This is a genomic window from Streptomyces dengpaensis (genome assembly GCF_002946835.1).
In the GTDB taxonomy this organism is placed as follows: Bacteria; Actinomycetota; Actinomycetes; order Streptomycetales; family Streptomycetaceae; genus Streptomyces; species Streptomyces dengpaensis.
Map to the genome: position 1 here is coordinate 7,572,081 of NZ_CP026652.1, position 25,458 is coordinate 7,597,538.

Sequence of the window (25,458 nt, forward strand, 5' to 3'; positions counted from 1 at the left end):
ATTGAGGACTCCTCAGTCACTGGGTGAGGACTGCTCAGTGAGGATTACTCACTGAGCGGCGGTCGCCGTGCGCTGCCCAGGACGCAGTACGAGGTGGGCAGCCGCGGCCCCTGCTCCGGCATCAACATCCGGCGGTACGGGCCGAGTTCGAACCCGGCGTCGCGCAGGGCGGCGATCGGGTCGCGGGCCAGATGGCAGCCGCCGTTCAGCCGCGGCCACACCGTGCGGTCCAGGGCGCGCTGGGTGTACGACATCGCGCGCCCGCCTCCCTTGCCGTGCTCGAAGAACCGCACGGTGCCGCCGGGGCGCAGCACGCGCCGCAGTTCCGTGAGCGCGCGCGGTACGTCGCGGACGCTGCACAGCACCAGCGAGACCACGGCCGCGTCGAAGGCCTCGCTCTTGACCGGCAGCGCCTCCGCGGCGCCCGGCACCACGTCGACGGGCACCCCGGAGCGCAGGGCCGCCTCCACCGCCAACTGCCGCAGCAGCCGCTCGGGTTCGATGGCGACGACCTCCGAGACGGTGCGCGGATAGTGCGCGAAGTTCAGACCGTTGCCCGCGCCGATCTCGATGACCCGCCCGGACAGCCCGGCGAGCAGCCGCTCGCGCACTTTGCCCATGCCCATCCGCGTCTCGGCGGCCACACTGATACGGGCGTAGTAGCGGGCGAACAGCGGATGGTGCACGGTGTCCCGCGTCACCTTGCCGGAGCCGGCCGATCCGAGCGGCATGAGCGGCATGACGGACCTCCCAGGGGGACGGGCGTTACCGCGATTGTCCCTCAGTGTTACCGCGATTGTCCCCCAGGAGGTCCGCCCGACGCGCCGCTCGTCGAGGCGAACACGCTCGCGTCCCAGTGCCCGCCCAGCCGGGAGGCCAGCCAACTCGGCGCTCCGGCACGGAAGGCGTCGGGGGTGTACGCGCCCGCGCCCGACGGGATCGCCCCGACCAGTGGCGCGCCCGCCACCTCCGGCAGATCCGCGAGGTTGCAACGGGACGCCAGGTCGGCGTCGTCCGGCCAGCTGCCGATCACGACGCCGGCGAAGTACAGCCCCCGGCCCCGCAGTTCACGGCCCGTCAGCTCCGTCATGTTCAGCGTGCCCAGGCCCGCCGAAGCGACCACCAGCACAGGCGCGTCGAGCAGTTGCGCCGCGTCCGCCAGGGTGCCGCCGTCCTCGTCGAAGCGTACGAGCAGACCCCCGGCCCCCTCGACCAGCACCAGGTCGTGCTCCGTGGCCAGCTTGGCGGCCGCGTCCGCGACCTCATGCGGCCATACCGGCGCCAGACCGGCTCGTCGGGCGGCCGTCGCCGGTGCCAACGGCTCTGGATAGCGGGCGAGTTCGAGCGTGGTCACGGTGCCCGCGAGGCGGGCCACCTCGTCGGCGTCGCCGCGCTCGTCCGGACGTACACCGGTCTGCGCGGGCTTCAGCACGGCCACGGACCGCCCGGCGGCGACCGCCACCGCGGCGACGGCGGCGGTCGTGACCGTCTTGCCGACCTCCGTGCCCGTCCCCGTGATCACCAGTACCGGCATCTCATCCCTCCCGTGCCGCCGCGCACACCGCGCGTGCGATGCACGCGACGTCCGCGTCGCTCGTGACGTACGGCGGCATCGTGTAGACGAGGTCGCGGAAAGGCCGCAGCCACACGCCCTCCCGCACGGCTGCCGCCGTCGCCGCCTTCATGTCCACGTCGTGGTCGAGCTGGACGACGCCGATCGCCCCCAGGACACGTACCTCCCGGACACCCGGCAAGGCGGCAGCCTCGGCAAGACCGTCCCGCAGCCCCGCTTCAATGCGCTTGACCTCGGACTGCCAGTCCTGCCCGAGCAGCAGGTCGATCGAGGCGCAGGCCACGGCGGCGGCGAGCGGATTACCCATGAACGTGGGCCCGTGCGCGAGCACAGGGACCTCGCCCCGCGAGATGCCGTCGGCCACGCGCGGCGTGCACAGCGTCGCCGCCATCGTCATATAGCCGCCGGTCAGCGCCTTGCCCACGCACATCACGTCGGGTGTGACGCCCGCGTGCTCCGCCGCGAACAGCGCACCCGTACGGCCGAAGCCCGTCGCGATCTCGTCGAAGACGAGCAGCACGTCGTGCGCGTCGCACGCCTCGCGCAGCACCCGCAGGTACGCGGGGGAGTGGAACCGCATCCCGCCGGCGCCCTGCACCACCGGCTCCACGATCACCGCGGCCAGTTCGTCGGCGTGCCGCTCGATGAGCGCGCGCAGATGACCGGCGTACGACTCCTCGTACGCGGCCGGAGGCGGGTCGGCGAACACCTGGCGCTGGAGCACGCCCTGCCACAGCTCGTGCATGCCGCCCTCGGGGTCGCACACCGACATCGGCTGCCAGGTGTCCCCGTGGTAGCCGCCGCGCCAGGTCAGCAGCCGCTGCTTGCCGGGACGGCCGAGCGAGCGCCAGTGCTGGAGGCACATCTTGACGGCGACCTCGACCGAGACCGAGCCGGAGTCGGCGAGGAAGACATGCTCCAGGCCCTCGGGTGACATGTCGACAAGACGCTTCGCCAGTCGTACGGCGGGCTCGTGCGTGAGGCCGCCGAACATGACGTGGCTCATCCGCGACAGCTGGTCGCGTGCCGCGTCATTGAGCGCCGGGTGGTTGTAGCCGTGGATGGCGGACCACCAGGACGACATGCCGTCGATCAGCTCGCCAGAGCCGTCGGCCATCCGCAGACGCACCCCGCTCGCCGACTCCACGACCAGCGGCTCCTGGCGGCCGGGCATCGGCCCGTACGGATGCCACACGTGGCGCCGGTCGAGGTCGAGCAGTTCCCGCACGGACAGGTCAGGCATTGGGCGCGAGATCCGTTCCGGCACCTCGGCGGCGTACGGCCACGAGATCCGTACGGGCGTCCGCGGGCGTCTTCACCTCCGCGGGCGTCTCCGCAGGAGCGGAACCGCACACGCCGCCGCCCTCATGCGACCCGCACCCGGCATCCGCCTGCGCCCCGCACGCCCCGCCCGCGGGAACCCGGTGCTCCGGCAGCGTCACCTCGCCCGCGCCCTCCACCTCGAAGCCGGCGTCCGCGATCATCTCCAGGTCCGCCTTGCCGGCCTGGCCCTCGCTGGTGAGGTAGTCGCCGAGGAAGATCGAGTTGGCCAGGTGCAGGGCCAGCGGCTGCATCGTCCGGAGGTGGACCTCGCGGCCGCCCGCGATCCGCACCTCGACGTCGGGGCACACGAACCGGACCATCGCGAGGATCCGCAGACAGCGCTGCGGGGTCAGGTTCCACTCCTTGGCGAGCGGGGTGCCCTCGAACGGGATCAGGAAGTTCACCGGAACGGAGTCGGGGTCGAGCCCGCGCAGCGCGTAGACGACGTCGACGAGGTCCTCGTCCGACTCGCCCATGCCCGCGATCAGACCCGAACAGGCGGACAGGCCCGCCGCGTGCGCCTTCTGGACCGTGTCCACCCGGTCGGCGTACGTGTGGGTGGTCGTGATGTCCCCGTACGTTCCCTCGGACGTGTTCAGGTTGTGGTTGTACGCGTCGGCGCCCGCCTCGCGCAGCCGCTCGGCCTGGCCGTCGGAGAGCAGGCCGAGGCAGGCGCACACCTCGACGTTCTCGTTCTGGTCCTTGATCGCCTTGATGGTGTCGGAGACCCGGTCCACGTCACGGTCCGTGGGACCGCGGCCGCTGGCCACCAGGCAGACCCGCTTGGCGCCCCCGGCGAGCCCGGCCGCGGCGGCCTGCGAGGCCTCGTCGGGCTTGAGCCAGGTGTACTTCAGGATGTCGGCCTTCGAGCCGAGCCGCTGCGAGCAGTACGAGCAGTCCTCGGGGCACAGACCTGACTTGAGGTTGACGAGATAGTTCAGTTTCACCCGTCGGCCGAACCAGTGCCGGCGCACCTTTCCGGCCGCGGCCACCACGTCGAGCACGTCGTCGTCGGAGGTGGCCAGTACGGCCAGCGCCTCGTCGCGGGTCGGCAGTTCGCGCCGAAGCCCCTTGTCCACCAGCGTGTTCAGCAGGTCCATGAGATCCGATCCTGGCCTATGCGACCACTCCCGGCCAAGGAGAGTTTGTACAACAGAGACGGTTCGACGTGTGGGTATTGCCACATCCTGGGCGGCCGGCCCGACCGCTAGGGTCTGTGCACTGCCTACAAAACACCTCTGCCTACCCATCACCCCTGCCTACACACCACCTGCCGCCAAGGCCCGGAGGACACATGGCGTTCGGCTGGATCGACGAGCAGGCGCGGGCGCGCCACCGGGCCGGACTCGTACGCACCCTGCGCCCCCGCCCCGCCGACTCACCGCTCCTTGATCTGGCGAGCAACGACTACCTCGGTCTCGCCCGCCACCCGGAGGTCACCGAGGGCGCCGCACAGGCCGCGCGACGGTGGGGCGGCGGCGCGACCGGCTCCCGGCTCGTCACGGGCACCACCGAACTGCACGGCGAACTGGAACGCGAGCTGGCCGACTTCTGCGGCTTCGAGTCGGCACTCGTCTTCTCCTCCGGATACGCGGCCAATCTCGCCGCCGTCACCGCGCTCGCGCCGCACGGCTCGCTCGTCGTCTCGGACGCGGGCAACCACGCCTCGCTGATCGACGGCTGCCGGCTGGCGCGCGGGACCACCCAGGTCGTCGCGCACGCCGACCCCGATGCCGTGCGCAAGGCGCTCGGCACCCACGAGGGTCCCGCCGTCGCCGTCTCCGACACGGTGTTCTCGGTGGACGGGGACGCGGCGCCACTTGCCCAACTCGCCGCCGTTTGCCGGGAGTTCGGGGCAGGGCTGATCGTCGACGACGCCCACGGGCTCGGCGTCCTGGGCGACGGTGGCCGGGGCGCGCCGCACGCGGCGGGTCTCGCCGGCGAACCGGACGTCGTCGTGACCGTCACGCTCTCCAAGTCGTTCGGCAGCCAGGGCGGTGCCGTCCTCGGCCCCGCCCCGGTCATCGACCACCTGGTCAACGCGGCGCGCACGTTCATCTTCGACACCGGTCTCGCGCCCGCCGCGGCGGGCGCGGCCCTCGCGGCGCTCAGACTGCTGCGCCGCGAGCCGGAGCGTGCCGCACGGGCGCGCGCGGTGGCGACGGCGCTGCACACCCGCCTCACGGCCGAGGGCCTCGAAGCGGTACGACCGGACGCCGCCGTCGTCTCCGTGCGCGCACCGTCCCCCGAACGAGCTGTGCGGTGGGCGGCCGACTGCCGGGAGGCGGGACTCGCCGTCGGCTGCTTCCGTCCCCCGTCCGTGCCCGACGGCATCTCCCGGCTGAGGCTGACCGCCCGCGCGGACCTCACCGAGGAGCAGATCGGCAACGCCGTACGGGTGATCAGCGCGACCCGATGAGGGTCAGCTCAGCGCGGCGCAACGCGATCACGCTCAGCTCAGCGCGGCGATGAACCCCTCCCAGGTGGCCGGGGTGAAGAGCAGGGCGGGGCCCGCCGTGTTCTTGGAATCGCGGACGGCGACGAGTCCGGCCCAGGGGCCCGGGCCCGGTCGTGCCGTCTCGACGCAGTTGTTCATTCCCGTACTGCGGCTGCTGCGCCGCCATCGCACGCCGTGCAGTGAAGTACTGGAGGGTACGTACCGAGGCATTGCAGACATGACGCCTCCTTACGTGCCGTCAGGTATCCCGGCGATGTAGTCCAACGAGTCCTCGGGCGAAAGGGCGTGGAACTGAAGGGCGTTGAAGGCCTCGCTGTAGGCCCGGAGGTCTTCTTTCCGCTCGAGGTAGAGGCTACTCGTCAAGTGGTCGAGAACAACCACATCCAGATCAGTTGTGTTCGGAAATGAGAAGATAACGAAAGGGCCGGTGACGCCGATATGTGCTCCGGCCGCGAACGGCAGGACCTGAAGCCGTACTTGAGGCAGCGCGGCGGCCTCCCGCAGCCGGTTCAGCTGCCGTGCCATCACGTCCGGACCGCCGACCTCCCGTCGTAACACGGCCTCGTCCAGGACCGCGCTCAGTTCCAGCGGCGGATGCGAACGCAGTACGTCCTGGCGGGCGAGGCGCACCTCCACGAGCGCGTCGAGCTTGGTGTCCTCCAGGCCGTCCACGGCCGCCCGCGTTACCGCGCGGGCGTACTCGGGCGTCTGCAGCAGTCCCGGTACGACCGAGGTCTCCAGCGTGCGCATTCCGCTGGCCTGCGACTCCAGACTGATGAACTCGCGGTACGTCGGCGGCAGCACCCCGCGATAGGCGTGCCACCAGTGGTGCCGTCCATGGCCCTCGGAGCCCGCCAAGACGACCAGGAGTTCCCGTAGTTCGGGATTCTCGACGGCGTACGCGTCCAACAGCCGTTCCACATCGGTCGGTTTCACCCCGCTCGTACCGGTCTCGATCCGGCTTACTTTCGACTGATGCCAGCCGAGCAGGCGGGCCGCCTCACCACTTGTGAGACCCGCGTCGGCGCGCAGCGCGCGCAGTTCGGCACCGAGCTTGCGGCGGCGCACCGCGGGACCGTGCTGCATGGCCGTACTCCTTACTCCTTCCGAGCCGCCCAAATATGGTCTGCCGTCGCAGAGTTCACCGCTTCGAGCGACAGATATATGCATATCTCGGTGGATCGCACCCGTGACCGGCCCGGTGGTGGCAGTCTGGCGCGCAGCACCAGTCCGGGACCGTACTCGAATCCGCTCCGTGTCGGACGCCGGTCCCGTGGGAAAGGGACGACGCCGCCATGGCAGATCACCAGGAAGCATCCGTCACTCTGCCGAGCGATCCCGCCTCGGTCCGCGCGGCCCGGACATTCGTCGCCGAGGTGCTGGCCGAATGGGGCCTGCCGAGCGACTCCGAGGCCGCCGACACCGTACGCCTGATCGTGTCCGAACTGGCCACCAACGCCGTGCAGCACACGTTCGGGCAGTCGCCCACCTTCACGGTGGACGTCCGGCTCGACCGGGACGAACAGCTGCGCGTCGGCGTCACCGACAGCCACCCGCGGTTCCCGAAGCGGTTGCCGGCGGCCGTCCAGCAGGACAACGGCCGCGGCATGGTGATCATCCGCTGGCTGACCGCGGAGTTCGGGGGCACACTCACCGTCAGACGCACGCGGGAGGGCGGCAAGACCGTCTCCATCGAACTGCCCTGGACGGCACCGGTCCAGCCGGTGGCGGCCGGCGGACCTCAAGAGCCGTAGAGGCCGCTCACCGGCCGTGCCCGCCGCCGTGCTCTCCCGACGGAACCGCTGGATGGCTGTCGACGCGGCGCACCATCCGGGGCAGGACGCTCCACAGCGCGAGGCAGACGGCCAGCGTGCCCGCCCCCGCCGCGATTCCGGCACCGCGCCCCAGCGACACGTCCACGATGAGCAGCACCGATCCGGTGAACGCCAGCATCAGCACGTAGAGACCAAGGGTGGCCAGCCGGGAGGAGACCCGCACGATGGCGGGCTTGACGTTCTGCTGGAACAGCGAGCGGTGCACGGCGGCGGGGGCCGTGAACAGGGCGGCGGCCAGCACGGAGAGCAGCAGCGTGGTGACGTAGGTGACGCGCTGCACGGTGTCGATGGACGTAAAGCGCGGGGTGAAGGCCAGGGTCAGCAGGAAGGCGAAGAGGATCTGCACCCCGGCCTGGGTGACGCGCAGTTCCTGGAGCAGCTCGGCGAAGTTGCGGTCGGCACGTTCGAGGGGCGTTTCGTCGCGTGCCGCGGAAGGCTGTTGCTCGGACATGGTGCACGAGTAACCGGTCCGGCCCGGTTTCACGCCCCGAGGGGGTGACGGCGCACGCCGCCGTCACCCGCTCGGGCGGTTCAGCTGACCCGGCCGTACCAGACGCTCTTCGTCCAGATCTTCTGGAGCTTCACGACCTCTCCGGTCTTCGGGGAGTGCCAGATCTTTCCCTTCCCGGCGTAGATGCCGACGTGGTACACACTCCGGCCCGAGTGGAAGAACACGAGGTCTCCGGCCTTGCGCTTGGAGGCGGAGACATGGCGCGTCCTGTTGTACTGTGCCGCAGCCGTACGAGGCAGCTTCTTGCCCGCCTTCTTGTACGAGTACAGCGTGAGCCCGGAGCAGTCGAAGCGACGCGGCCCGGCGGCGCCCCACTGGTACGGAGAGCCCTTCTTGGAGGCCGCGACCTGAAGTGCCTTCGTCGCGACGGTGGCCGCCTCGGCCTCGGATGCGACGCCCGGGACCACGAGCGTGCCGCCCACGGCGGCGATGGTGAGGACCGAGGCAGTACCGGTCCTGGACCACAGCGACGGGACACGATTGAGCGCAGTCATGCGCAACCCTTCGTCAGCCGCCTGTGAAGGATGACCTGTCGGATTCGGGCTGGCGAAGTAGCCCGGCCGCGTACGCGGCTTCACCCCAAGGGCCGTCCGGATCTCTCCGGCGACCCGTCGTGCTGGGTCCTCCACTCCTGCCGATCCACATCTGTCGACCGGGCATCCGGGCGGCGGCAGGACTCGGCGTCCGCCCGGACCGCCCCGCCGCTGTGGCGGGGGCTTGCCGTCGGAAGGGATCTTCACGCATGAGAGTCGGAAAATCCGAGCGGAATCGGTGGTTTGTGGGCTTAGTCACCACTCACCCGTTCGGGTGGACACCCCTCCGTTCGAGGGGGTGTTGAGACAGGCGGCGACGCTCGTACCAGCATCGGAACGCTTTACGGGGCCTCCGCGCTACGCGCGTCGCGCAACTTCGCAGGGCTCTCAAAAGGACCGCCGCCTACTCCATCAGGGGGTACACCATTTGGTCCGTTTGAACCCCGGGCCGGACGTCGCGACTCGACGCGTGCCGCGGCCCGGGGGTGGATGCGTCAACTGCCGGAGCCGGGCGGCAGGGTGACGCGGGCCGCCCGCCGCTCGCCGTCGAGGACGCGAAGGGCCTGGGCCAGGGTCGGGGCGTGCACCTCGCTCTCGCCCCGCTGATGCATCAGGGCGAGCGCATCGCGGAGTGCCGTCGCCTTGCCGACCAGCGCCTGAGCGGCCCTCAGACCGCGGTAAGTGTCCCCGGGGCGGGCCGGGTTGATGCGGCCGAGCAGATCGACCACGTCGAGGTAACGGTCGATCAACTCGGCTTCGGCGCGCGTCAGCGCGGGCAGCGGGGGCAGTTCGGGCACCATCGTCCGGATCACCTCGCGTCGGGTGTGGCGTTCCCCGCGCCGGGCGCGGTGCGCGAGGCCTTGCGGCTCGGGATGATCCCGTCCACCAGTCCGTACGCCAACGCCGCCTGGGCGTCGAGGATCTTGTCCCGCTCGATGTCGGCGGCGACTTGCTCAGGGTTCTGCCCCGTATGCCGTACGAGCATGTCCTCCAGCACCTTCCGCGTGCGCGTCAAATCCTGGGCCTGGATGGCCAGATCGCTCGTCTGGCCCTGGATCGGCTCGGCGATCGACGGCTGGTGGATGAGCACGCGCGCACCCGGCAGCGCGAACCGTTTGCCCGGGGTGCCCGCGGCCAGCAGGACGGCCGCGGCCGACGCCGCCTGCCCCAGGCAGACCGTCTCCACGTCGCAGGACACGAACTGCATCGTGTCGTAGACCGCCGACATGGCGCTGAACGAGCCGCCGGGGGAGTTGATGTACAGCGAGATGTCCCGGTCCGGCGCCTGGTACTCGAGGTGCATGAACTGCGCCATCACGTCGTTCGCCGACGTGTCGTCGATCGGCGTTCCGAGGAAGACGATCCGCTCGTCGAGCAGCTTTGAGTACGGATCCAGAGTCCGGTTTCCCGTGCTGGTCCGTTCGGTGAACTCGGGCAGGACGTAGCGGGCGGACGGTGCATTCATGGCGCGTGCCTCCTCTGAACGACTTCTGCAAAAAATGTACAGGACGTACAGGGCTGGCTGAAGGCTCCTCGCTGACAGCGAAAGACCCCGGGGAGCGAGCTGCTCCGCGGGGTCTTCGGGTGCGGTGAGAGGTTCGGTACGCGGGCGCCTTGATCGCCGGAATGAATCGTTTTCGGATGATCTGCACTAGATTGTCCCCTCTGAAGGGGGTTCGACGGCCGGTCTAAGCTGGACGGCATGGCCTACGAGATTCCGGTGACGCAAGCCAGGGCTGAGCTCGCCGATCTGATCAACCGCGTGGTGTACGGCGGTGAGCGCGTTGTCGTGACGCGGCACGGGAAGCCTCTCGTCGCCCTGGTCTCCGCCGCCGACCTGGAGCGCCTCGAAGAGGTCCAGGAACCCGCGGACGAGCAGGTGATCAGCTCCCTCTCCAGCGTGCGCGACGTCGCTTCCGCGCCACGCGAGCGCCAGCGGTTCGGTATCGCGGCGGAGCACCGGGGGCCCAACGCCTCGTAAGGTGCGCGGCGGTCAGCCCACCAGCGCGGGCTCCCGCTCGGCGACCGCCTTCGTGGGCGTCCCGCGTCGCTGAGCGCGCTGCCCAGCAGGACCGCGCCCGGGCCGAGCACGGCCCACCAGGCCAGGGTCAGCGCGGGCCCGGCCGCCACGGCACCGTCGAAGTGCGACACCGAGCGCAGCAGCGTCGCGCCCGCGCCCGGCGGCAGCCACTGACCGATCGTCCCGACCGGCTCGGGCAGCATCTGCGAAGCCGAGGAGGCCCCGGAGAACGGGTTGCCGAGCAGCATCACCACCAACCCGGCGAGCCCGATGCCGGGAGGACCGAGCAGCGCGGCGAGCCCGGCGATGGCGGCGCTCACGGCCAGGGTCGACAGCCCGAGCACCGCGGCCTCCAGCCACCGGTCGCCGGTGAGGACCCCCAGCCAGCTGTGCGCGAGCGCGGCCGTGACCGCGCCGACGAGCGCCGCGGCGCCGGCCGACGCGGTGACGGCGCGTGCGCCGCGCAGCCCGAGGAGCGTCACGGTGGCTCCCGCGCCGATGCCGACCAGCGCGAGGGGCAGCACGCTCGCGCCCAGGGCCGCGCCGCGCGGGTCCTCGGCGGGGGCGGGCACGACGTCGGTGGTGGTCACCTTCGTGCCCTCGGGGGCCTGCTCGGCCACCGCCTGCTGGAGCAGCTGGGCGACGAGCGGGCTCGCCGCGGAGGCGGTCAGCAGCTTGGGCCCCCGCGGGGTGGCGACGACCGCGCCGTATACGGTCCGGCCCTCGATGGCGTCCCGGGCGGCGGCCTCGTCGGCGTAGCGGTGGACGTCGAAGGCGCCCGGGATGCCGACGCCGACGCCATGGCGCGGACGATGATCGCGCTCGCGCAGGGATTCGCGGGGCAGATGGCTGTCTTCGGCGTCGTACCGACGGAGGTTCTCCGGGACGGTCTGCGGGCCCTGATGAGCAGGAGCGCGCCCGCCGCGCGGCCGTGAAGGGAGCAGGGGCCGTTTAACGTCCTTGAAACTCCGGCCAACTAGCGTGCCCATCCACGCCACCAGGGGTTTTGGTGGCTGCGGCCACCGGACCCCGCACGGTCCGGAGTAGGACTGTGAGGTGGGACGCCGTGCATTTGACCCCGCACGAGCAAGAGAGGCTGCTGATTCACGTGGCCGCCGACGTGGCCGAGAAGCGGCGGGCCCGCGGGCTGAAACTGAACCACCCCGAGGCCGTCGCGCTCATCACGTCGCACATCCTCGAAGGCGCGCGGGACGGCCGTACCGTCGCCGAACTGATGTCCTCCGGACGCAAGATCCTCACCCGGGACGACGTCATGGGGGGCATCCCCGAGATGATCCACGACGTCCAGGTCGAGGCGACCTTCCCGGACGGCACGAAGCTCGTCACCGTCCACGACCCGATCGTCTGAGGGGCGGTTCGATGATTCCCGGAGAGATCCTGTTCGCGGACGGACCCGTCGCGTACAACGAGGGCCGTGAGGTCACCCGGCTGACCGTCCTGAACGCCGCCGACCGGCCCGTCCAGGTCGGCTCCCACTACCACTTCGCCGAGGCCAACCCCGGTCTGGACTTCGACCGCGCCGCCGCGCGCGGCAAGCGGCTCAACGTCGCCGCCGGCACCGCCGTGCGCTTTGAGCCCGGCATCCCCGTCGACGTCGAACTCGTTCCGCTCGCCGGCGCCCGCGTGGTGCCCGGACTGCGCGGTGAGACCGGAGGTGCCCTCGATGCCTGAGATCTCGCGTGCCGCGTACGCCGATCTGTTCGGCCCCACCACCGGCGACCGCATCCGGCTCGCCGACACCGATCTGCTCGTCGAGATCGAGGAGGACCGTTCCGGCGGGCCCGGACTCGCCGGTGACGAGGCGGTGTTCGGCGGTGGCAAGGTCATCCGCGAATCCATGGGCCAGGCGCGTGCCACGCGCGCGGACGGCACCCCGGACACGGTCGTCACGGGTGTCGTGATCATCGACCACTGGGGGATCGTCAAGGCCGACGTCGGCATCCGGGACGGCCGGATCACCGGCATCGGCAAGGCCGGCAACCCGGACACCATGGACGGTGTCCACCCCGACCTGGTGATCGGTCCGGAGACGGAGATCATCGCGGGCAACGGGCGGATCCTGACCGCCGGCGCCATCGACGCGCACGTCCACCTGATCTGCCCGCAGATCGCCGACGAGGCGCTCGCCGCCGGGATCACGACGCTGGTCGGCGGCGGCACAGGCCCCGCCGAGGGCTCCAAGGCGACCACCGTGACGCCCGGGCCCTGGCATCTGGCCCGGATGCTGGAAGCGATGGAGGAGTACCCCCTTAACTTCGGTCTGCTCGGCAAGGGCAACACCGTCTCGCACGACGCGATGCTCTCGCAGATCCGGGGCGGCGCGCTCGGTCTGAAGATTCATGAGGACTGGGGCTCGACGCCCGCGGCGATCGACGCCGCGCTCACCGTGGCCGACCGCACGGGCATTCAGGTCGCGATCCACACGGACACCCTCAACGAGGCCGGGTTCGTCGGCGACACGCTCGCCGCGATCGGCGGCCGCGGCATCCACGCGTACCACACCGAGGGTGCGGGCGGCGGGCACGCGCCGGACATCATGACCGTGGTCTCCGAGCCGCATGTGCTGCCCAGTTCCACCAACCCGACCCGGCCCTACACCGTCAACACCGCCGAGGAACACCTCGACATGCTGATGGTGTGCCACCACCTGAACCCGGCCGTTCCGGAGGACCTCGCCTTCGCCGAGTCGCGGATCCGGCCGTCGACGATCGGCGCCGAGGACATCCTGCACGACCTGGGCGCCATCTCGATCATCTCGTCCGACTCCCAGGCCATGGGGCGCGTCGGCGAGGTCATCATGCGGACCTGGCAGACGGCCCATGTCATGAAGCGGCGGCGCGGTGCGCTTCCCGGTGACGGGCGCGCTGACAATCACCGGGTGCGGCGGTACGTCGCGAAGTACACGATCAACCCCGCGCTCGCGCAGGGGCTCGCCCGCGAAATCGGGTCGATCGAGACCGGCAAGCTCGCCGACCTCGTGCTGTGGGAGCCCGCGTTCTTCGGCGTCAAGCCGCACCTCGTCATCAAGGGCGGGCAGATCGCGTACGCGCAGATGGGCGACGCCAACGCGTCCATTCCGACGCCCCAGCCGATTCTGCCCCGGCCGATGTACGGGGCGATCGGGCGGGCCCCCGCCTCGAACTCGTTCAACTTCGTGGCGCCGCTGGCCATGGAGGACGGGCTGCCGGAGCGGCTCCAGCTCGGGAAGCGGTTCGTCGCCATCGAGTCGACGCGCGGGGTGACCAAGGCCGACATGCGCGAGAACTTCGCCAGGCCGAGCGTGCGGGTCGATCCCGACAGCTTCGCCGTACACATCGACGGGGAGCTGGTCGAGGCGACACCCGCCGCCGAACTGCCCATGGCCCAGCGTTACTTCCTCTTCTGATGTCCCGCGCGGCACTGCTCGTTCTGGCCGACGGCCGCTTTCCCGCCGGGGGGCATGCCCACTCCGGCGGGGCCGAGGCGGCCGTCAAGGCCGGGCGGATCACCGGGGCGGCGAGTCTGGAGGACTTCTGCCGGGGCCGGCTGCGTACGGCCGGACTCGTGTCGGCCTCGCTGGCCGCGGCGGGGGCTCTCGGGGTCGACCCGGTGGCGCTGGACGCCGCCGCGGATGCTCGTACGCCGTCGGCCGCGCTGCGGGTTGCCGCCCGGCGGCTGGGGCGGCAGTTGATGCGGGCGGCCCGGGCCACGTGGCCTTCGGCCGAGCTCGATGCGGTGGCTCGGGCGTTTCCCAAGGGGGCACATCAGCCGGTGGTGTTGGGGGTGGCGGCTCGGGGGGCCGGGCTGGGGGCGGATGATGCCGCGTACTGCTCCGCGTACGAGTGTGTGAGTGGGCCGGCTACTGCCACCGTGCGGTTGCTGAGTCTTGACCCGTTCGATGCGACGGCGGTTCTTGCCCGGCTTGCGCCTGAGGTGGACGTCGTCGCCCACGAGGCGGCGTCCGCCGCGCGGCGTGCTCTCGACGAAGGGGTTGAGGTTCTGCCTGCGGCTTCGGCTCCGCTGCTGGAAATCAGTGCGGAGTCGCATGCCGCTTGGGCTGTACGTCTGTTCGCGTCGTAGTAAGGGCTTCGCCCCCTCCGCCCCTACCCGTCCCGTACCTGGGGGGCTCTGCCCCCCAGACCCCCCGTATCGGCCTGAACGGCCACGTCCTCAAACGCCGGACGGGCTAGTTGCATCCGGCCGGGGCTGAAACGTTTGGAGTCCTTTTCATGCATCTTGACCACTTCCACCACGGGCCCTCCGCCATCAGTGCCGACGCCCATCGTCCCGACGGATCGCGGCGTGCCCTGCGGATCGGGCTCGGTGGGCCCGTCGGGTCCGGGAAGACCGCCACCGTTGCCGCGCTCTGCCAGGCCCTGCGGGATGAGTTGTCCCTCGCCGTCGTCACCAATGACATCTACACGCGCGAGGACGCCGAATTCCTGCTGCGGGAGGCCGTGCTGCCGCCCGAGCGGATCACCGCCGTGGAGACGGGGGCCTGTCCGCACACCGCGATCCGGGACGACATCTCCGCCAACCTCGAAGCCGTCGAGGACTTGGAGGACGAGGTCGGGCCGCTGGACCTCGTCCTCGTCGAGTCCGGTGGCGACAACCTCACCGCGACCTTCTCCAAGGGGCTCGTCGACGCGCAGATCTTCGTGATCGACGTGGCAGGCGGTGACGACATTCCGAGGAAGGGCGGCCCGGGCGTCACCACCGCCGATCTGCTCGTGGTCAACAAGACCGACCTCGCGCCGTACGTCGGGTCCGATCTGGGGCGGATGGCGGCCGATGCCAAGGCGCAGCGGGCCGAACTGCCCGTCGTGTTCCAGTCGCTGCGGGCCGAGGGCGGGGTCGCGGATGTCGCCGAGTGGGTGCGGGCGCGGCTCGTCGCGTGGACGGCATGACGACAGCGGGAGTGCGGGCCACGGCGCGGATGTCCGCGCGGGACGACGGGCGGGGCGGGACCTCGCTGCCTGTGCTGGAAGGAGACGGGCCGCTCGCCCTGCGTCGCACCCGGGCCAGGGGTTCCGAGGCGCGCGTGATGCTCGTCGGGGCGATGAGCGGTCCGCTCGGCGGCGATCACTTCACCGTCGAGGCGGAGGTGGCCGAGGGTGCGCGGCTGCACGTCGGGTCGGCCGCAGCCACCATCGCGTTGCCTGGGCAGCACAAGGGGGAGGCGCGCTACGACGTGCGTCTCGCTGTCGCCGACGGTGGCGAACTGTGCTGGCTGCCCGAACAGTTGATCTCCGCGGGTGGCAGTGAACTGTCTGTCTCCTCGCGAGTTGACCTGCGGGCGGGCGCTCGGCTCGTCTTCCGGGAGGAGCAGGTGCTCGGGCGGGCCGGTGAGGAACCCGGGCGGCTCACCAGTCGTCTGACCGTGCGGCTCGACGGACGGCCGCTGCTCGACCAGGAGTTGGCGTGCGGGCCCGGTGCGCCCGGCGGGTGGGACGGGCCCGCAGTGCTGGCGGGACAGCGTGCGCTCGGGCAACTCGTTGTCGTACGGCCCGATTTCGGGACGGCGCCGCCTGCGGCGCGGATGCTGGGGGAGTACGCGGCACTCACGCCGCTCGCCGGGCCAGCCGTGCTCGTGACCGCGCTCGCGCCCGACGCGCTGCGGCTGCGGCGGGTGTTGGACGAGGCGTTGCTCTTGCTCGGCTGAGACCCCGAGTCCGTGCGTGCGGGGCCCGGCGAGCACGGGGGCAGCGTGCATGCGCTGCAGGAGAGCGTCGGCGGTGACGAGGGCTGCCTGGTCATCGCCGGTTTCGTCGGTCACGGTCCGGTCCTGGCATGCCGCCGCCCGGCGCACGCCGTGCTGTGCGCCGTGCGGCGAGCCGTGCGGCCCGTCAGGCCGGGAGCTGGAACTGCTGGTTGGCGGTCCCGGCGCAGGACCAGATCTGCAGCCGGGCGCCGTTGGCGCTGGACCAGTCGGTGACGTCCAGGCACTTGCCGGCGGCCGGGTTGACCAGGCTGTCGTTGCTGCCGCGCTGCCAGACCTGCGCGCCGGTGCCGTTGCAGTCGTACAGCTGGATCTTCGTGCCGTTGGCCGTGCCGGCGGCGGTGACGTCCATGCACTTGCCGAGCGCGCGGATCGTTCCGTCGGAACCGACCGTCCACTGCTGGGCGCTGGTTCCGTTGCAGTCGTACATCTGGACAGCCGTGCCGTTGGCGGTGTTCGCGCCGGCGACGTCGACGCACTTGCCGCCGTATCCGGTGATCTGGCCGGTGCCGCCGGTGGGCGGGGGCGGCGTGCCGCCGGTCACCGTGTTGAAGATGCTCGAGAACTGCCAGGCGCTCTGCGACGTGCCGCTACAGCTGTCGGAGAGCGTGCCGTTGGTGGCGCAGCTCTTGTCGCGGCCGATGGCCCAGAAGGCGAGTTCCTGAATGCCCTTGGACTTGGCGAAGTTGACGAGCGTGGTGGCGTTGCCGGTGGTGAAGATCTCGCTGACGTCGTCGTTGACCCCGATCATCGGGGTGTTGCCCTCCATCGCCCACAGCTGGGCGTCGGACTTCTCGGGCCAGATGGCGCCGAGCTGGGCGCGCAGGGCGGTGGCGGCGTCGATGGCCGCCTTGCCCATGTCCCAGGTTCCGTCGTAGTAGTCCATCGTCATGACGTTGACGAGGTTGACGTTGAGGCCGTTGCTCTTGGCGTTGGAGAGCAGGCCGGTCGCATTGCCGTCCAGGCCACTCGGCATGACCGGCAGGGTGTACTGCACGTCCAGTCTGCGTCCGGCGGCCGCGTACTCCTGCTGGAGCTGGGCGAGCGCCTTGTTGCGGCGGTCGTTGGCGCCGGTGTTGGCGATCGCGCTGCCCTCGATGTCGAAGTCCACGCGGGTGAGGTTGAGGGCGTCGATGACCTTCCTGTACTGGGTCTTGAGCGAGGACACGTCGGAACAGGCCAGCGCCGGCTCGATGCCCGCTGCACCGCCGAAGGAGACGATGACGTCCCCGCCCGCGGCGCGCAGGGAGTTGACCGCCGAGGTCCAGCCGGCGTCGGTGACCGGCGTGTTTCCGTTGAACAGGGCGTTGCAGCCGCCGCCGTCGATGACGAAGGCGAGCGTGTAGTACTTCAGCCCTGTCGCGTTGCGGGCGTTCGCCATCTCCGACGGCGACTTCCAGGTCTCGATGTAGGGCGCCGCGTACTGGGCGGGGAAGCCGGGCCCGGGGTTGGCGGCGGCGTTCGCGGGGCCGCCGGTGGCGACGACCGCGGAGGTGGCCAGGGCGAGGACGGCGGGGGCTGTGGCGAGTGCCTTGAGGAGGGATCTGGTCACAGGACGGCTCCTGTCATGGGTGCACGGGGAGATGCGCGATGTGGGGGCGGCGCCGTGGGTGGGTGCGACGGCCGAAGACGGTATGGACTAGACCAGCTCTGCGTCAATGCCCTTTTGTCTGGGCGGAGCTGAGGCTGAGTCGGCCGCTTGGGCGCCTCCGAAGGCAGGCCGGAGGGCGCCGCCGGATCGGTCGTCCGGTCGGCGGCGCCCCGCCTGCGGTCCGCCGCGGCGGACTAGGGTCCGGAGACCAGGTTGGCCACGTTGGTGGAGGAGTTGGACGGTCCCCCGAGGTTGTTGATGACATGGCTGATGGTGCCCGTGCCGCCCAGGGAGACGGTCACCATGTCGTGGAAGCGGACCCCGGAGACGGCCGGCGCCTCGATGGCGCGATCGGCGACCACGGACGGGTTGACGTTGAAGAAGCAGTAGCTGCCCAGGCCCCAGGCCTCATGGCTGGTGACCGAGGGGCTGACCTTGTACGCGTCGTAGCCGCGGGTGGAACCGTTCATCCAGGACGACTGGTTGGGCGGGTCGTACGGCATCTCGTTCTGGTAGAAGTACGTCCGTCCGCCGTTGCCGTTCCAGATCACCTGGTGCTGCTGGTAGTGCTCCACGAACAGGCCGTACATCGTCACGTCCGTGCCGTTGACGGTCAGGCCGTTGGCGGCGGTGTTGGTGGTCCAGCCGACGCCGGCGCCGTGGTCGGCGCGCCAGATCCACGTGTGGTCGCCGATGACGTCCGAGCTGTTGATCACCAGTGACTGGGTGGCCTTGCCGACGCCCGCGCCGCCGACGCGGAAGAAGACGTCGTGCAGCGAGGTCGGGTTGGCGGTGTGCCGCGCGCTCGAGCCCGCGGGGCCGACCTGCATCAGCGTCTGCGAGTTCGTGGTGCCGGCGTCTACGAGCAGTCCGGCGATCTTGACGCCGTCCACGTCGGCCACGTTGACCGCGTTGATGCCGTTGTCGGGGACGATGGTGGCCAGGCCCAGGCCCAGCACGACGGTGTCCGCGCGGTTGATGTTCAGGGTCTGGTCGAGGTGGTAGACCCCGGGGGTGAACAGCAGGTCCTTGCCCTGGGCGAGAGCGCCGTTGATGTCGGCGGCGGTGGCGCCCGGCTTGACGATGAAGAACTGGTCGATCGGCAGCGACGTGCCGGCCGGGGCGCCGCCCGTCCACGTCGCGCCCTGGGAGTTGGTGCGCAGCGAAGGGACGAAGACCTTGTAGGCGCCGGCGGAGTCGACGTACAGGAACGGCTTCTCACGGGTCACCGGGGACTGCGCGACCGTGGTGTAGGGCGGGTTGGGGAAGCTGGTGGAGGGCGCGCCCGTGGCGCCGACGAAGACCATGTTCCAGTTGGAGCCGCTCCAGCTGCCCATCTGGCTGTTGCGGGTCAGCCACTGCTGCTGGGAGCCGGAGCGGATCTGGCCGTCGATCTTGGAGTCGGCGATGAGGCCGCCGCTGGACCAGCCGCCGTCGTCCAGCTGCAGGTTGCCGCGCACGTGCATCCGGCGGTAGGGCGCCGCCTGGGAGACCGCCCAGCGGTCGGTGCCGCTCGTCGGGTTGACCGAGAGGTTCTCCGCGGAACGCCAGAAGTTCTGGGTGGCGTTGCCGTTGAACCAGTCAGCCTCGGCGTGCACGGCGCCGTTGACCGTCACGTCGTCGGGCGACAGGCCGAGGCCCGCGACCTGGGTGTAGAAGCCGACGTTGGCGTCGACGTTGTAGCTGCCCGGCTTGAAGAGCAGGGCGTGGCGCTGGGAGCCGAACTGGTTCTCCTCCTGCTGGCTGAAGACCTGGTTCAGCTTGCCCTGGATGGAGGCCGTCGACATCGACGGGTCGAAGACCGACACGTTCGGCCCGAAGTCCGGGGTGCCCGGCGGGTTCTGCAGGTCGGCCGAGGTGAGGGTGAAGGACTGTGCGGTGGTGCCGTTGCAGGTGTACTGCTGCATGCGGGCGCCGTCGGCGGTGGAGGCGCCGGGTACGTCGAGGCACTTGCCGCTGTGGCGGTTGACGAAGTGATAGGTGCCGCCGGCTTCTTCGACGGGGAGCCATTGCTGGTTGTTCCCGCCGCCGTAGGACCAGAGCTGGATCTTGGCGGCGTCGGCGGTGGAGACGTCGGTGACGTCCCAGGCCTTGGTGGCGTCGTTGCGGTTGTTCACGCGGTAATAGCCGTCACTGGTGGCCTGGAACTGCCAGGACTGCGCGTTGGTGCCGTTGCAGGTGTACTGCTGCACGGCGGTGCCGTTGGCGGTGCCCGCCGCCGCGGCGTCCACACACTTGCCGCTGTTCTGGGCGGTCACGGTCACCCAACTGGTGGGCACGGCGGCCTGGGCCTGGGGGGCGAGGACGACGGCGGACAGCCCGGAGGCGACCAACGCGCCCAGGGCGAGGGGGATGATGCGGCGCGGGACCCGGCGGCGGCCGGGATCGCGGGAAGGCGGCGCTCCGAGTGTTCTCATGGACGACTCCTGTGCCGCGCGGGGCGCGGCGCCGTGGAGGGGTGGGTACGCGGGCATGCCGAAGCAAGCGACGGCGTAAGGGGGAAGACGGATCGCCGGATAGCGCACTCACCCGGCGACGACGGCGGCTCAGAGGTCGGACCGACCTTTCTTCATGGCATGAAGTTAGGTTTACGCGGTGTACACGTCAAGAGTTGGGGATGCGAGAGCCGAACCGGGGACACCGCCAGCCACTGCCGGCCTTCCTGCAGGAGTCGGGCGTTTGAGCAGCTCACAGGCGTCGTCACACAAGTCCGGCGGACGCATCGCGGCCGGCCCCGGTTCAAGACGTGAAAGGACCGGGGCGCACCCGCTGAGCGCCTGGGCCCAACCACCGTTCCTCACAAGCTCGTTGGTGGTCCATACCAAAGTCTTGACGCGGTGGTCCTTCACTCCTTAAATCAACACGATCAGGCAAAGGTCTCTAACACCCGCACCACCGGCGCCCCTCACCCGCACGCCGCCCCGGGAAGGACCCTCCCCCGTGATTGAACTCATGGCCGCCGCACAGCGCGCCGTCGGCCGCCTGTTACTCCTGCTGGCCGTCCTGCTGGGCGTCACGGCTGCACCCGCGGCGCCGGCCGCCGCGGCCGCCACCCCCTTCAAAGTGCTGGCGTTCTACGACGGCACCTACGACTCCGCCCACATCAGCTTCGTCGAGGAAGCCAACCAGTGGTTCCCGCAGGTCGCCGCGGCGAACGGCTTCACGTACACGTCGACCAACAACTGGAACCTGCTGACCGACAGCGCCACGCTGCAGCAGTACCAGGTCCTGCTCTTCCTCGACAACGCCCCGCAGACCGCGGCCCAGCGCTCCGGGTTCGAGGCCTACATGAGCGGCGGCGGCGCCTGGATGGGCTTCCACGTCTCGGCCTGGACCGACAACGCGCAGGACTGGCCCTGGTATTACAACCAGTTCCTCGGCAGCGGCAACTTCCGCTCCAACACCTGGGGCCCCACCACCGCCGTCCTGCGCACCGAGGACCGCGCGCACCCCTCGACCGCCCGGCTGCCCGCGACGTTCACCTCGTCGGTGAGCGAGTGGTACAGCTGGAGCAACGACCTGCGCGCCAACCCCGACATCGACATCCTGGCCTCCGTGGACCCGGTGAGCTTCCCCCTGGGCACCGACCCGAACCAGTCCTGGTACAGCGGGTACTACCCGATCCTGTGGACCAACACCAAGTACCGCATGCTGTACGCCAACTTCGGCCACAACGCGATGAACTACAACACCAACACGGCGCTGTCGTCCACCTTCGCCAGCGCCGTCCAGAACACCTTCCTGCTCGACGGCCTCAAGTGGCTCGGCACCGGTTCGCCCGGCGACCCGGTCCCGCCGCCCGGCCCCGTGCCCACCAGTTGGGTGACCGTGACCGCCCGGAACAGCGGTAAGTGTGTGGACGCCGCGGCGGCGGGCACCGCCAACGGCACCGCCGTGCAGCAGTACACCTGCAACGGCACCAACGCGCAGTCCTGGCAGTTCCAGGCCACCAGTGACGGCTATTACCGCGTGAACAACCGCAACGACGCCACCAAGGCCTGGGACGTCACCGACGTCTCCACCGCCGACGCCGCCAAGATCCAGCTCTGGTCCTACGGCGGCGGGAACAACCAGCAATGGATCCCCGTCGAAGAAGCCGGCGGCACCTATCACTTCGTCAACCGCCACAGCGGCAAGTGCCTCGACGTACCCGGCGCCTCCACCGCCGACGGCGCCCGCATGCAGCAGTACACCTGCAACGGCACCGCCGCACAGTCCTTCACCCTCACCGTCCAGTCTTGACCCCAGGACACCGCTGTTCGGCCCTCAGGCCGCCCGTACCACGTACCCCGGTACGGACGGCCACCGTCGGGGCGGTGTCCGGTCAACTCAACGGCATCCGCGGGAACTTACGGGCGCTCGCAGCTCGCTCGGCAGCCTCCTCGGCCTTGACGACGGCCGCGTACCGGTCGACGTACTCCTGCTCGGAGAGGGAGAGGATGGCGTACATGATCTCGTCGGTGATGGCGCGCAGGACCGCCTTCTCGTTCTCCATCCCGGCGTAGCGGGAGAAGTCGAGGGGCTTGCCGAAGCGGATCACGACGGGATGGATGTTCGGGATGACCTTGCCCGGGGGCTGCGCCTCGAAGGTGCCGATCATCGCGCAGGGGATGACCGGGACCTGGGCCTTCAGGGCCATCACCGCGACGCCGACCTTGCCCTTGTAGAGGCGGCCGTCGTGCGAACGGGTGCCCTCCGGGTAGATGCCGAGCAGTTCGTTCCGGCTGAGCACGCCGAGTCCTTCGCGGATCGCGGCCTGGCCCGCCTCCTTGCCGGAACGGTCCACCGGAATCTGCCCGGCGCTGCGGAAGAACGCGGCCGTCAGCCGTCCCCTGATGCCCGGCCCCGTGAAGTACTCGGCCTTCGCGAGGAAGGTGATGCGCCGCTTCAGGATCGCGGGCATCAGAAAATGGTCGGAGAACGACAGATGATTGCCGGCGACGATGGCCGCGCCCGACGACGGAATGTGCTCAAGGCCCTCGATCCGAGGCCGGAAGACCAGCCTCAACAGCGGACCCAGAAGCACGTATTTGAGCACGTAATAGAACACTGGGGCGCTCCTCTTTTCCCCTGGGGAGCGATCAGTGTAGGCGCGGCCGTCGCCGGGCGTAACCATTGCGGTGTCACTCTGTGTGGCCTCTCGGCCGGTATCAGACCCCTTGCGTCAGAACTTTCTCCAGCGCCCCTAGAGCGGACCGCAGTTCCTCGCCGGTGATGGTCAGCGGCGGGGCCAGCCGGATGGTCGAACCGTGCGTGTCCTTGACCAGGACTCCCTCGCGCATCAGGCCCTCGCTGATCTCGCGGCCGGTGCCGATGGAGGGGTCGATGTCGACGCCCGCCCACAGCCCGCGCGCGCGGTAGCCCTCGACGCCCCTGCCCACGAGGGCCTGCAGGCCGGCGCGCAGGACGACGCCCAGCTCGGCCGCCTTTCGCTGGAATTCACCCGTCTCCAGCAGCCCGACGACCGCCGAACCGACCGCCGCGGCGAGCGGATTGCCGCCGAACGTCGAGCCATGCTCGCCCGGCCGCAGCACTCCGAGCACGTCCCGGCGCCCCATGACCGCCGACACCGGCACGATGCCGCCGCCGAGCGCCTTGCCGAGGAGGAGAAGGTCCGGGGTGACGTCCTCGTGCTCCACGGCCAGGGTGCGGCCCGTGCGGCCGAGGCCCGACTGGATCTCGTCCGCGATGAACAGGCAGCCGGCGCGGCGGGTCAGTTCGCGGACCCCGGTCAGATAGCCGTCGTCCGGGATGACCACGCCCGCCTCGCCCTGGATGGGCTCGATCAGCACGGCCGCCGTGGTCTCGTCGACAGCCGCTTCGAGCGCGGCGAGGTCGTTGTACGGGACGACACGGAAGCCGGGCGTGAAGGGGCCGAAGCCCGTGCGGGCCGTCTCGTCCGTGGAGAAGCTGACGATGGTCGTCGTACGGCCGTGGAAGTTGTCGGCGGCCACCACGATCGTCGCCTGGTCGGGAGCGACGCCCTTCACCTCGTACGCCCACTTGCGGGCCACCTTTATGGCGCTCTCCACCGCCTCCGCGCCCGTGTTCATGGGCAGCACCATGTCCAGGCCCGTCAGCTCCGCCAGGGACTCGGCGAAGTGCGCCAGCTGGTCGTTGTAGAACGCGCGCGAGGTGAGGGTGAGCCGGTCGAGCTGATCGTGGGCCGCCTCGATCAGCACCGGGTTGCGGTGGCCGAAATTGAGGGCCGAGTAGCCCGCCAGCATGTCGAGGTAGCGGCGGCCCTCTACGTCCTCGACCCACGTGCCCTCGGCGCGGGCGACGACCACGGGCAGCGGGTGGTAGTTGTGCGCCAGGACCGGCTCCTCGGCGCGGATCAGCTCGGCGGACGAACGCGTACGGACGGGAGCGGTCATGAACGGATCTCCTGAGTGCAGCACTTGATGCCGCCGCCGGCCTTCTGGAATTCCGAGAGGTCGACGGGGACGGGGACGTAGCCACGGCGGACGAGCCGGCCGGCGAGTGCCTCGGCGCCCGGCGCGATGAAGACGTGACGGCCGTCGGAGACGGAGTTGAGGCCGAAGGCCAGCGCGTCCTCGCGGGTCGCGATCACCGCGTCCGGGAACAGGCGCGCGAGCACCTCGCGGCTGCCGGGGGAGAACGCCTCCGGGTAGTACGCGATGTTCGCCTCGGGCCCGTCGTCGAGGACGAACAGCGCCGTGTCCAGGTGGTAGAAGCGCGGGTCCACCAGCTGGAGGCCGATCACCGGGACGCCGAAGAACTCCTGCACCTCGCGATGGGCCTCGGGCGTCGTACGGAATCCGGTGCCGGCCAGGACGTACCGGCCGGCCGGGACCAGGTCGCCCTCGCCCTCGCACACGGACTCGGGGCGGTAGACGTCGAAACCGGCCGCCTTGAACCAGGTCTCGTACGCGGCGGACTCGGGGCGGCGCTGCGGCGCGTGGAAGCGCGAGCCGAAGACCCGGCCCGCCAGGACAAGGGCGGAGTTCGCCGCGAAGACCATGTCGGGAAGGCCGGCGACGGGCTCGACGGAGTCGACGGTGTGGCCGTGGGCGCGGTAGGCGCTGATCAGCGCCGCCCACTGACCACGGGCGAGATCCACATCCACAGGGGTGTCGGGATGCATCCAGGGATTGATCGCGTACTGCACGGCGAAGTGTCTGGGTTCGCAGACGAGGAAGCGCCGGGGGCGCGGCACACGGTTGTCGGGCACAGAGGGGTTCCTCCGCTTCCTGCGGTGTCGGCTTGGGGGTGAGTCCAAGGTAGAAAACAGGGGATTCGCGCGACAAGCGACGAGAGCTGCGTCTGTGCGCAGTATCGCTGCGAGATCGACGGGGTCAGCGCACGTTTGCTGCGTCGCTCGGGGCGGCATGGGTCGCCCCCGCCTCCGGAGCCTCCGGCAGCAGGTGGGACAGCACCATGTAGCTGATCGTCTTCCGGATGAACGGCTCGGTACGGATCCGTTCCAGCACCTCCTCGAAGTGCCCCACGTCGGTCGCCCGCACATGCAGCAGCGCGTCCGCGCCCCCGGTCACCGTCATCGCCGCGGTGATCTCCGGATGGTTGCGCACGACCTCCGCGAGCCGGCGGGGCGGCGCCGCGCCCTCGCAGTACACCTCGACGTACGCCTCCGTGCGCCAGCCGAGTGCCGCGGGCTGCACCGTGGCCGTGAACCCGGTGATCACACCGGACTCGCGCAGCCGGTCCACCCGGCGCTTGACCGCGGTGGCGGACAGGCCGATCGTCGCGCCGATCTCCGCGAAGCTCGTCCTCGCGTTCGCCATCAGGGCGGCGATGATCTTGCGGTCGAGCTCGTCGAACATCACGGGCATGCTGCTCATGGCGGCACTGTATCCAGCGGGAACGTCCACGCGGCGTATCCAGTGGGAACGTCCACGCGGCCGCCGGCGACC

Annotated in this window: 26 protein-coding genes, 1 pseudogene and 1 riboswitch; of the genes and pseudogenes, 10 read left to right on the forward strand and 17 right to left on the reverse strand. The window is 70.4% G+C overall.

Going from position 1 to position 25,458, the window contains the following annotated elements; genetic code table 11:
- Positions 1-44: 44 nt before the first annotated feature.
- Genes C4B68_RS35275 through bioB form a run of 4 tightly spaced genes read right to left on the reverse strand, consistent with a single transcriptional unit; the run spans position 45 to position 3,996 of the window.
- Entirely contained in the window at positions 45-731 is a 687-nt protein-coding gene (locus C4B68_RS35275) for a class I SAM-dependent methyltransferase (RefSeq protein ID WP_099505788.1), read from the reverse strand.
- A gap of 56 nt (positions 732-787) precedes the next feature.
- The gene (bioD, locus tag C4B68_RS35280) at positions 788-1,534 is read right to left on the reverse strand and encodes a dethiobiotin synthase (protein ID WP_099505776.1); all 747 of its coding nucleotides are present in this window, start codon (positions 1,532-1,534) and stop codon (positions 788-790) included.
- Position 1,535: 1 nt separating this feature from the next.
- The gene (locus C4B68_RS35285) at positions 1,536-2,816 is read right to left on the reverse strand and encodes an adenosylmethionine--8-amino-7-oxononanoate transaminase (RefSeq protein WP_099505775.1); all 1,281 of its coding nucleotides are present in this window, start codon (positions 2,814-2,816) and stop codon (positions 1,536-1,538) included.
- Entirely contained in the window at positions 2,809-3,996 is a 1,188-nt protein-coding gene (gene bioB / locus C4B68_RS35290; RefSeq protein ID WP_099505774.1) for a biotin synthase BioB, read from the reverse strand. The genes C4B68_RS35285 and bioB overlap by 8 nt, the downstream gene beginning before the upstream one ends.
- Positions 3,997-4,190: 194 nt before the next feature.
- On the opposite strand from bioB, the gene C4B68_RS35295 reads away from it, so the two are divergent.
- Positions 4,191-5,315: an 8-amino-7-oxononanoate synthase gene (locus tag C4B68_RS35295; RefSeq protein WP_099505773.1), complete on the forward strand. Its 1,125-nt coding sequence runs from the start codon at positions 4,191-4,193 to the stop codon at positions 5,313-5,315.
- A 33-nt stretch (positions 5,316-5,348) separates the two neighbouring features.
- Here the strand turns inward: C4B68_RS35295 and C4B68_RS35300 are convergent, their stop codons facing one another.
- Positions 5,349-5,573: a DUF397 domain-containing protein gene (locus C4B68_RS35300; RefSeq protein WP_099505772.1), complete on the reverse strand. Its 225-nt coding sequence runs from the start codon at positions 5,571-5,573 to the stop codon at positions 5,349-5,351.
- A gap of 9 nt (positions 5,574-5,582) precedes the next feature.
- Positions 5,583-6,440, reverse strand: coding sequence for a helix-turn-helix domain-containing protein (locus tag C4B68_RS35305; RefSeq protein WP_099505771.1), 858 nt, complete (start codon positions 6,438-6,440; stop codon positions 5,583-5,585).
- A 209-nt stretch (positions 6,441-6,649) separates the two neighbouring features.
- Between C4B68_RS35305 and C4B68_RS35310 the strand changes: the two genes are divergently transcribed.
- Positions 6,650-7,108, forward strand: coding sequence for an ATP-binding protein (locus tag C4B68_RS35310; RefSeq protein ID WP_099505770.1), 459 nt, complete (start codon positions 6,650-6,652; stop codon positions 7,106-7,108).
- A 7-nt stretch (positions 7,109-7,115) separates the two neighbouring features.
- Here C4B68_RS35310 and C4B68_RS35315 read toward each other — a convergent pair whose 3' ends face one another.
- From C4B68_RS35315 to C4B68_RS35330, 4 genes are all read right to left on the reverse strand, one after another.
- The gene (locus tag C4B68_RS35315) at positions 7,116-7,640 is read right to left on the reverse strand and encodes a DUF6328 family protein (protein ID WP_099505769.1); all 525 of its coding nucleotides are present in this window, start codon (positions 7,638-7,640) and stop codon (positions 7,116-7,118) included.
- Between the two features lie 80 nt (positions 7,641-7,720).
- Positions 7,721-8,194, reverse strand: a complete 474-nt coding sequence (locus tag C4B68_RS35320) for a C40 family peptidase (RefSeq protein ID WP_099505768.1) — start codon at positions 8,192-8,194, stop codon at positions 7,721-7,723.
- Between the two features lie 3 nt (positions 8,195-8,197).
- Positions 8,198-8,361: riboswitch (cyclic di-AMP (ydaO/yuaA leader) on the reverse strand.
- Between the two features lie 366 nt (positions 8,362-8,727).
- Positions 8,728-9,033: a hypothetical protein gene (locus C4B68_RS35325; protein ID WP_099505787.1), complete on the reverse strand. Its 306-nt coding sequence runs from the start codon at positions 9,031-9,033 to the stop codon at positions 8,728-8,730.
- A gap of 8 nt (positions 9,034-9,041) precedes the next feature.
- Complete coding sequence (locus C4B68_RS35330) at positions 9,042-9,698, reverse strand: ATP-dependent Clp protease proteolytic subunit (protein ID WP_099505767.1); 657 nt, start codon at positions 9,696-9,698, stop codon at positions 9,042-9,044.
- A gap of 237 nt (positions 9,699-9,935) precedes the next feature.
- Between C4B68_RS35330 and C4B68_RS35335 the strand changes: the two genes are divergently transcribed.
- Positions 9,936-10,214, forward strand: coding sequence for a type II toxin-antitoxin system Phd/YefM family antitoxin (locus C4B68_RS35335; RefSeq protein ID WP_099505766.1), 279 nt, complete (start codon positions 9,936-9,938; stop codon positions 10,212-10,214).
- Positions 10,215-10,246: 32 nt separating this feature from the next.
- Here the strand turns inward: C4B68_RS35335 and C4B68_RS35340 are convergent.
- Positions 10,247-11,083, reverse strand: a pseudogene (locus tag C4B68_RS35340) (ABC transporter permease); the annotation flags it as partial.
- A 236-nt stretch (positions 11,084-11,319) separates the two neighbouring features.
- On the opposite strand from C4B68_RS35340, the gene C4B68_RS35350 reads away from it, so the two are divergent.
- The 6 genes from C4B68_RS35350 (at position 11,320) to C4B68_RS35375 (ending at position 15,915) form a co-directional block, all read left to right on the forward strand.
- Positions 11,320-11,622, forward strand: coding sequence for an urease subunit gamma (locus C4B68_RS35350; RefSeq protein ID WP_099505786.1), 303 nt, complete (start codon positions 11,320-11,322; stop codon positions 11,620-11,622).
- 11 nt (positions 11,623-11,633) lie between these two features.
- Positions 11,634-11,945, forward strand: a complete 312-nt coding sequence (locus C4B68_RS35355) for an urease subunit beta (RefSeq protein WP_010988500.1) — start codon at positions 11,634-11,636, stop codon at positions 11,943-11,945.
- Complete coding sequence (locus tag C4B68_RS35360; RefSeq protein WP_099505765.1) at positions 11,938-13,659, forward strand: urease subunit alpha; 1,722 nt, start codon at positions 11,938-11,940, stop codon at positions 13,657-13,659. The genes C4B68_RS35355 and C4B68_RS35360 overlap by 8 nt, the downstream gene beginning before the upstream one ends.
- Positions 13,659-14,333: an urease accessory protein UreF gene (locus tag C4B68_RS35365; RefSeq protein ID WP_099505764.1), complete on the forward strand. Its 675-nt coding sequence runs from the start codon at positions 13,659-13,661 to the stop codon at positions 14,331-14,333. Before C4B68_RS35360 ends, C4B68_RS35365 begins: the two co-directional genes overlap by 1 nt.
- A 149-nt stretch (positions 14,334-14,482) precedes the next feature.
- Positions 14,483-15,160: an urease accessory protein UreG gene (gene ureG, locus C4B68_RS35370; RefSeq protein ID WP_099505763.1), complete on the forward strand. Its 678-nt coding sequence runs from the start codon at positions 14,483-14,485 to the stop codon at positions 15,158-15,160.
- Positions 15,157-15,915, forward strand: coding sequence for an urease accessory protein UreD (locus C4B68_RS35375; protein WP_099505785.1), 759 nt, complete (start codon positions 15,157-15,159; stop codon positions 15,913-15,915). The genes ureG and C4B68_RS35375 overlap by 4 nt, the downstream gene beginning before the upstream one ends.
- 184 nt (positions 15,916-16,099) lie before the next feature.
- Here C4B68_RS35375 and C4B68_RS35380 read toward each other — a convergent pair whose 3' ends face one another.
- On the reverse strand, positions 16,100-17,524 hold the full coding sequence (locus C4B68_RS35380) for a chitinase (protein WP_099505762.1): 1,425 nt from the start codon (positions 17,522-17,524) through the stop codon (positions 16,100-16,102).
- A 233-nt stretch (positions 17,525-17,757) separates the two neighbouring features.
- Positions 17,758-19,980, reverse strand: a complete 2,223-nt coding sequence (locus C4B68_RS35385) for an RICIN domain-containing protein (RefSeq protein ID WP_104880032.1) — start codon at positions 19,978-19,980, stop codon at positions 17,758-17,760.
- 535 nt (positions 19,981-20,515) lie between these two features.
- On the opposite strand from C4B68_RS35385, the gene C4B68_RS35390 reads away from it, so the two are divergent.
- Entirely contained in the window at positions 20,516-21,805 is a 1,290-nt protein-coding gene (locus tag C4B68_RS35390) for an RICIN domain-containing protein (RefSeq protein WP_104880073.1), read from the forward strand.
- A gap of 82 nt (positions 21,806-21,887) precedes the next feature.
- Here C4B68_RS35390 and C4B68_RS35395 read toward each other — a convergent pair whose 3' ends face one another.
- The 4 genes from C4B68_RS35395 to C4B68_RS35410 form a co-directional block, all read right to left on the reverse strand.
- Positions 21,888-22,613 carry a lysophospholipid acyltransferase family protein gene (locus C4B68_RS35395; protein ID WP_099505760.1) on the reverse strand — a complete coding sequence of 242 codons (726 nt, stop codon included), beginning with the start codon at positions 22,611-22,613 and terminating at the stop codon, positions 21,888-21,890.
- Positions 22,614-22,713: 100 nt separating this feature from the next.
- Positions 22,714-23,940: an ornithine--oxo-acid transaminase gene (gene rocD, locus C4B68_RS35400; RefSeq protein WP_099505759.1), complete on the reverse strand. Its 1,227-nt coding sequence runs from the start codon at positions 23,938-23,940 to the stop codon at positions 22,714-22,716.
- Entirely contained in the window at positions 23,937-24,758 is an 822-nt protein-coding gene (gene ddaH / locus C4B68_RS35405; RefSeq protein WP_099505758.1) for a dimethylargininase, read from the reverse strand. The genes rocD and ddaH overlap by 4 nt, the downstream gene beginning before the upstream one ends.
- 124 nt (positions 24,759-24,882) lie before the next feature.
- Positions 24,883-25,386 carry an Lrp/AsnC family transcriptional regulator gene (locus C4B68_RS35410; protein ID WP_099505757.1) on the reverse strand — a complete coding sequence of 168 codons (504 nt, stop codon included), beginning with the start codon at positions 25,384-25,386 and terminating at the stop codon, positions 24,883-24,885.
- Between the last annotated feature and the right edge of the window lie 72 nt (positions 25,387-25,458).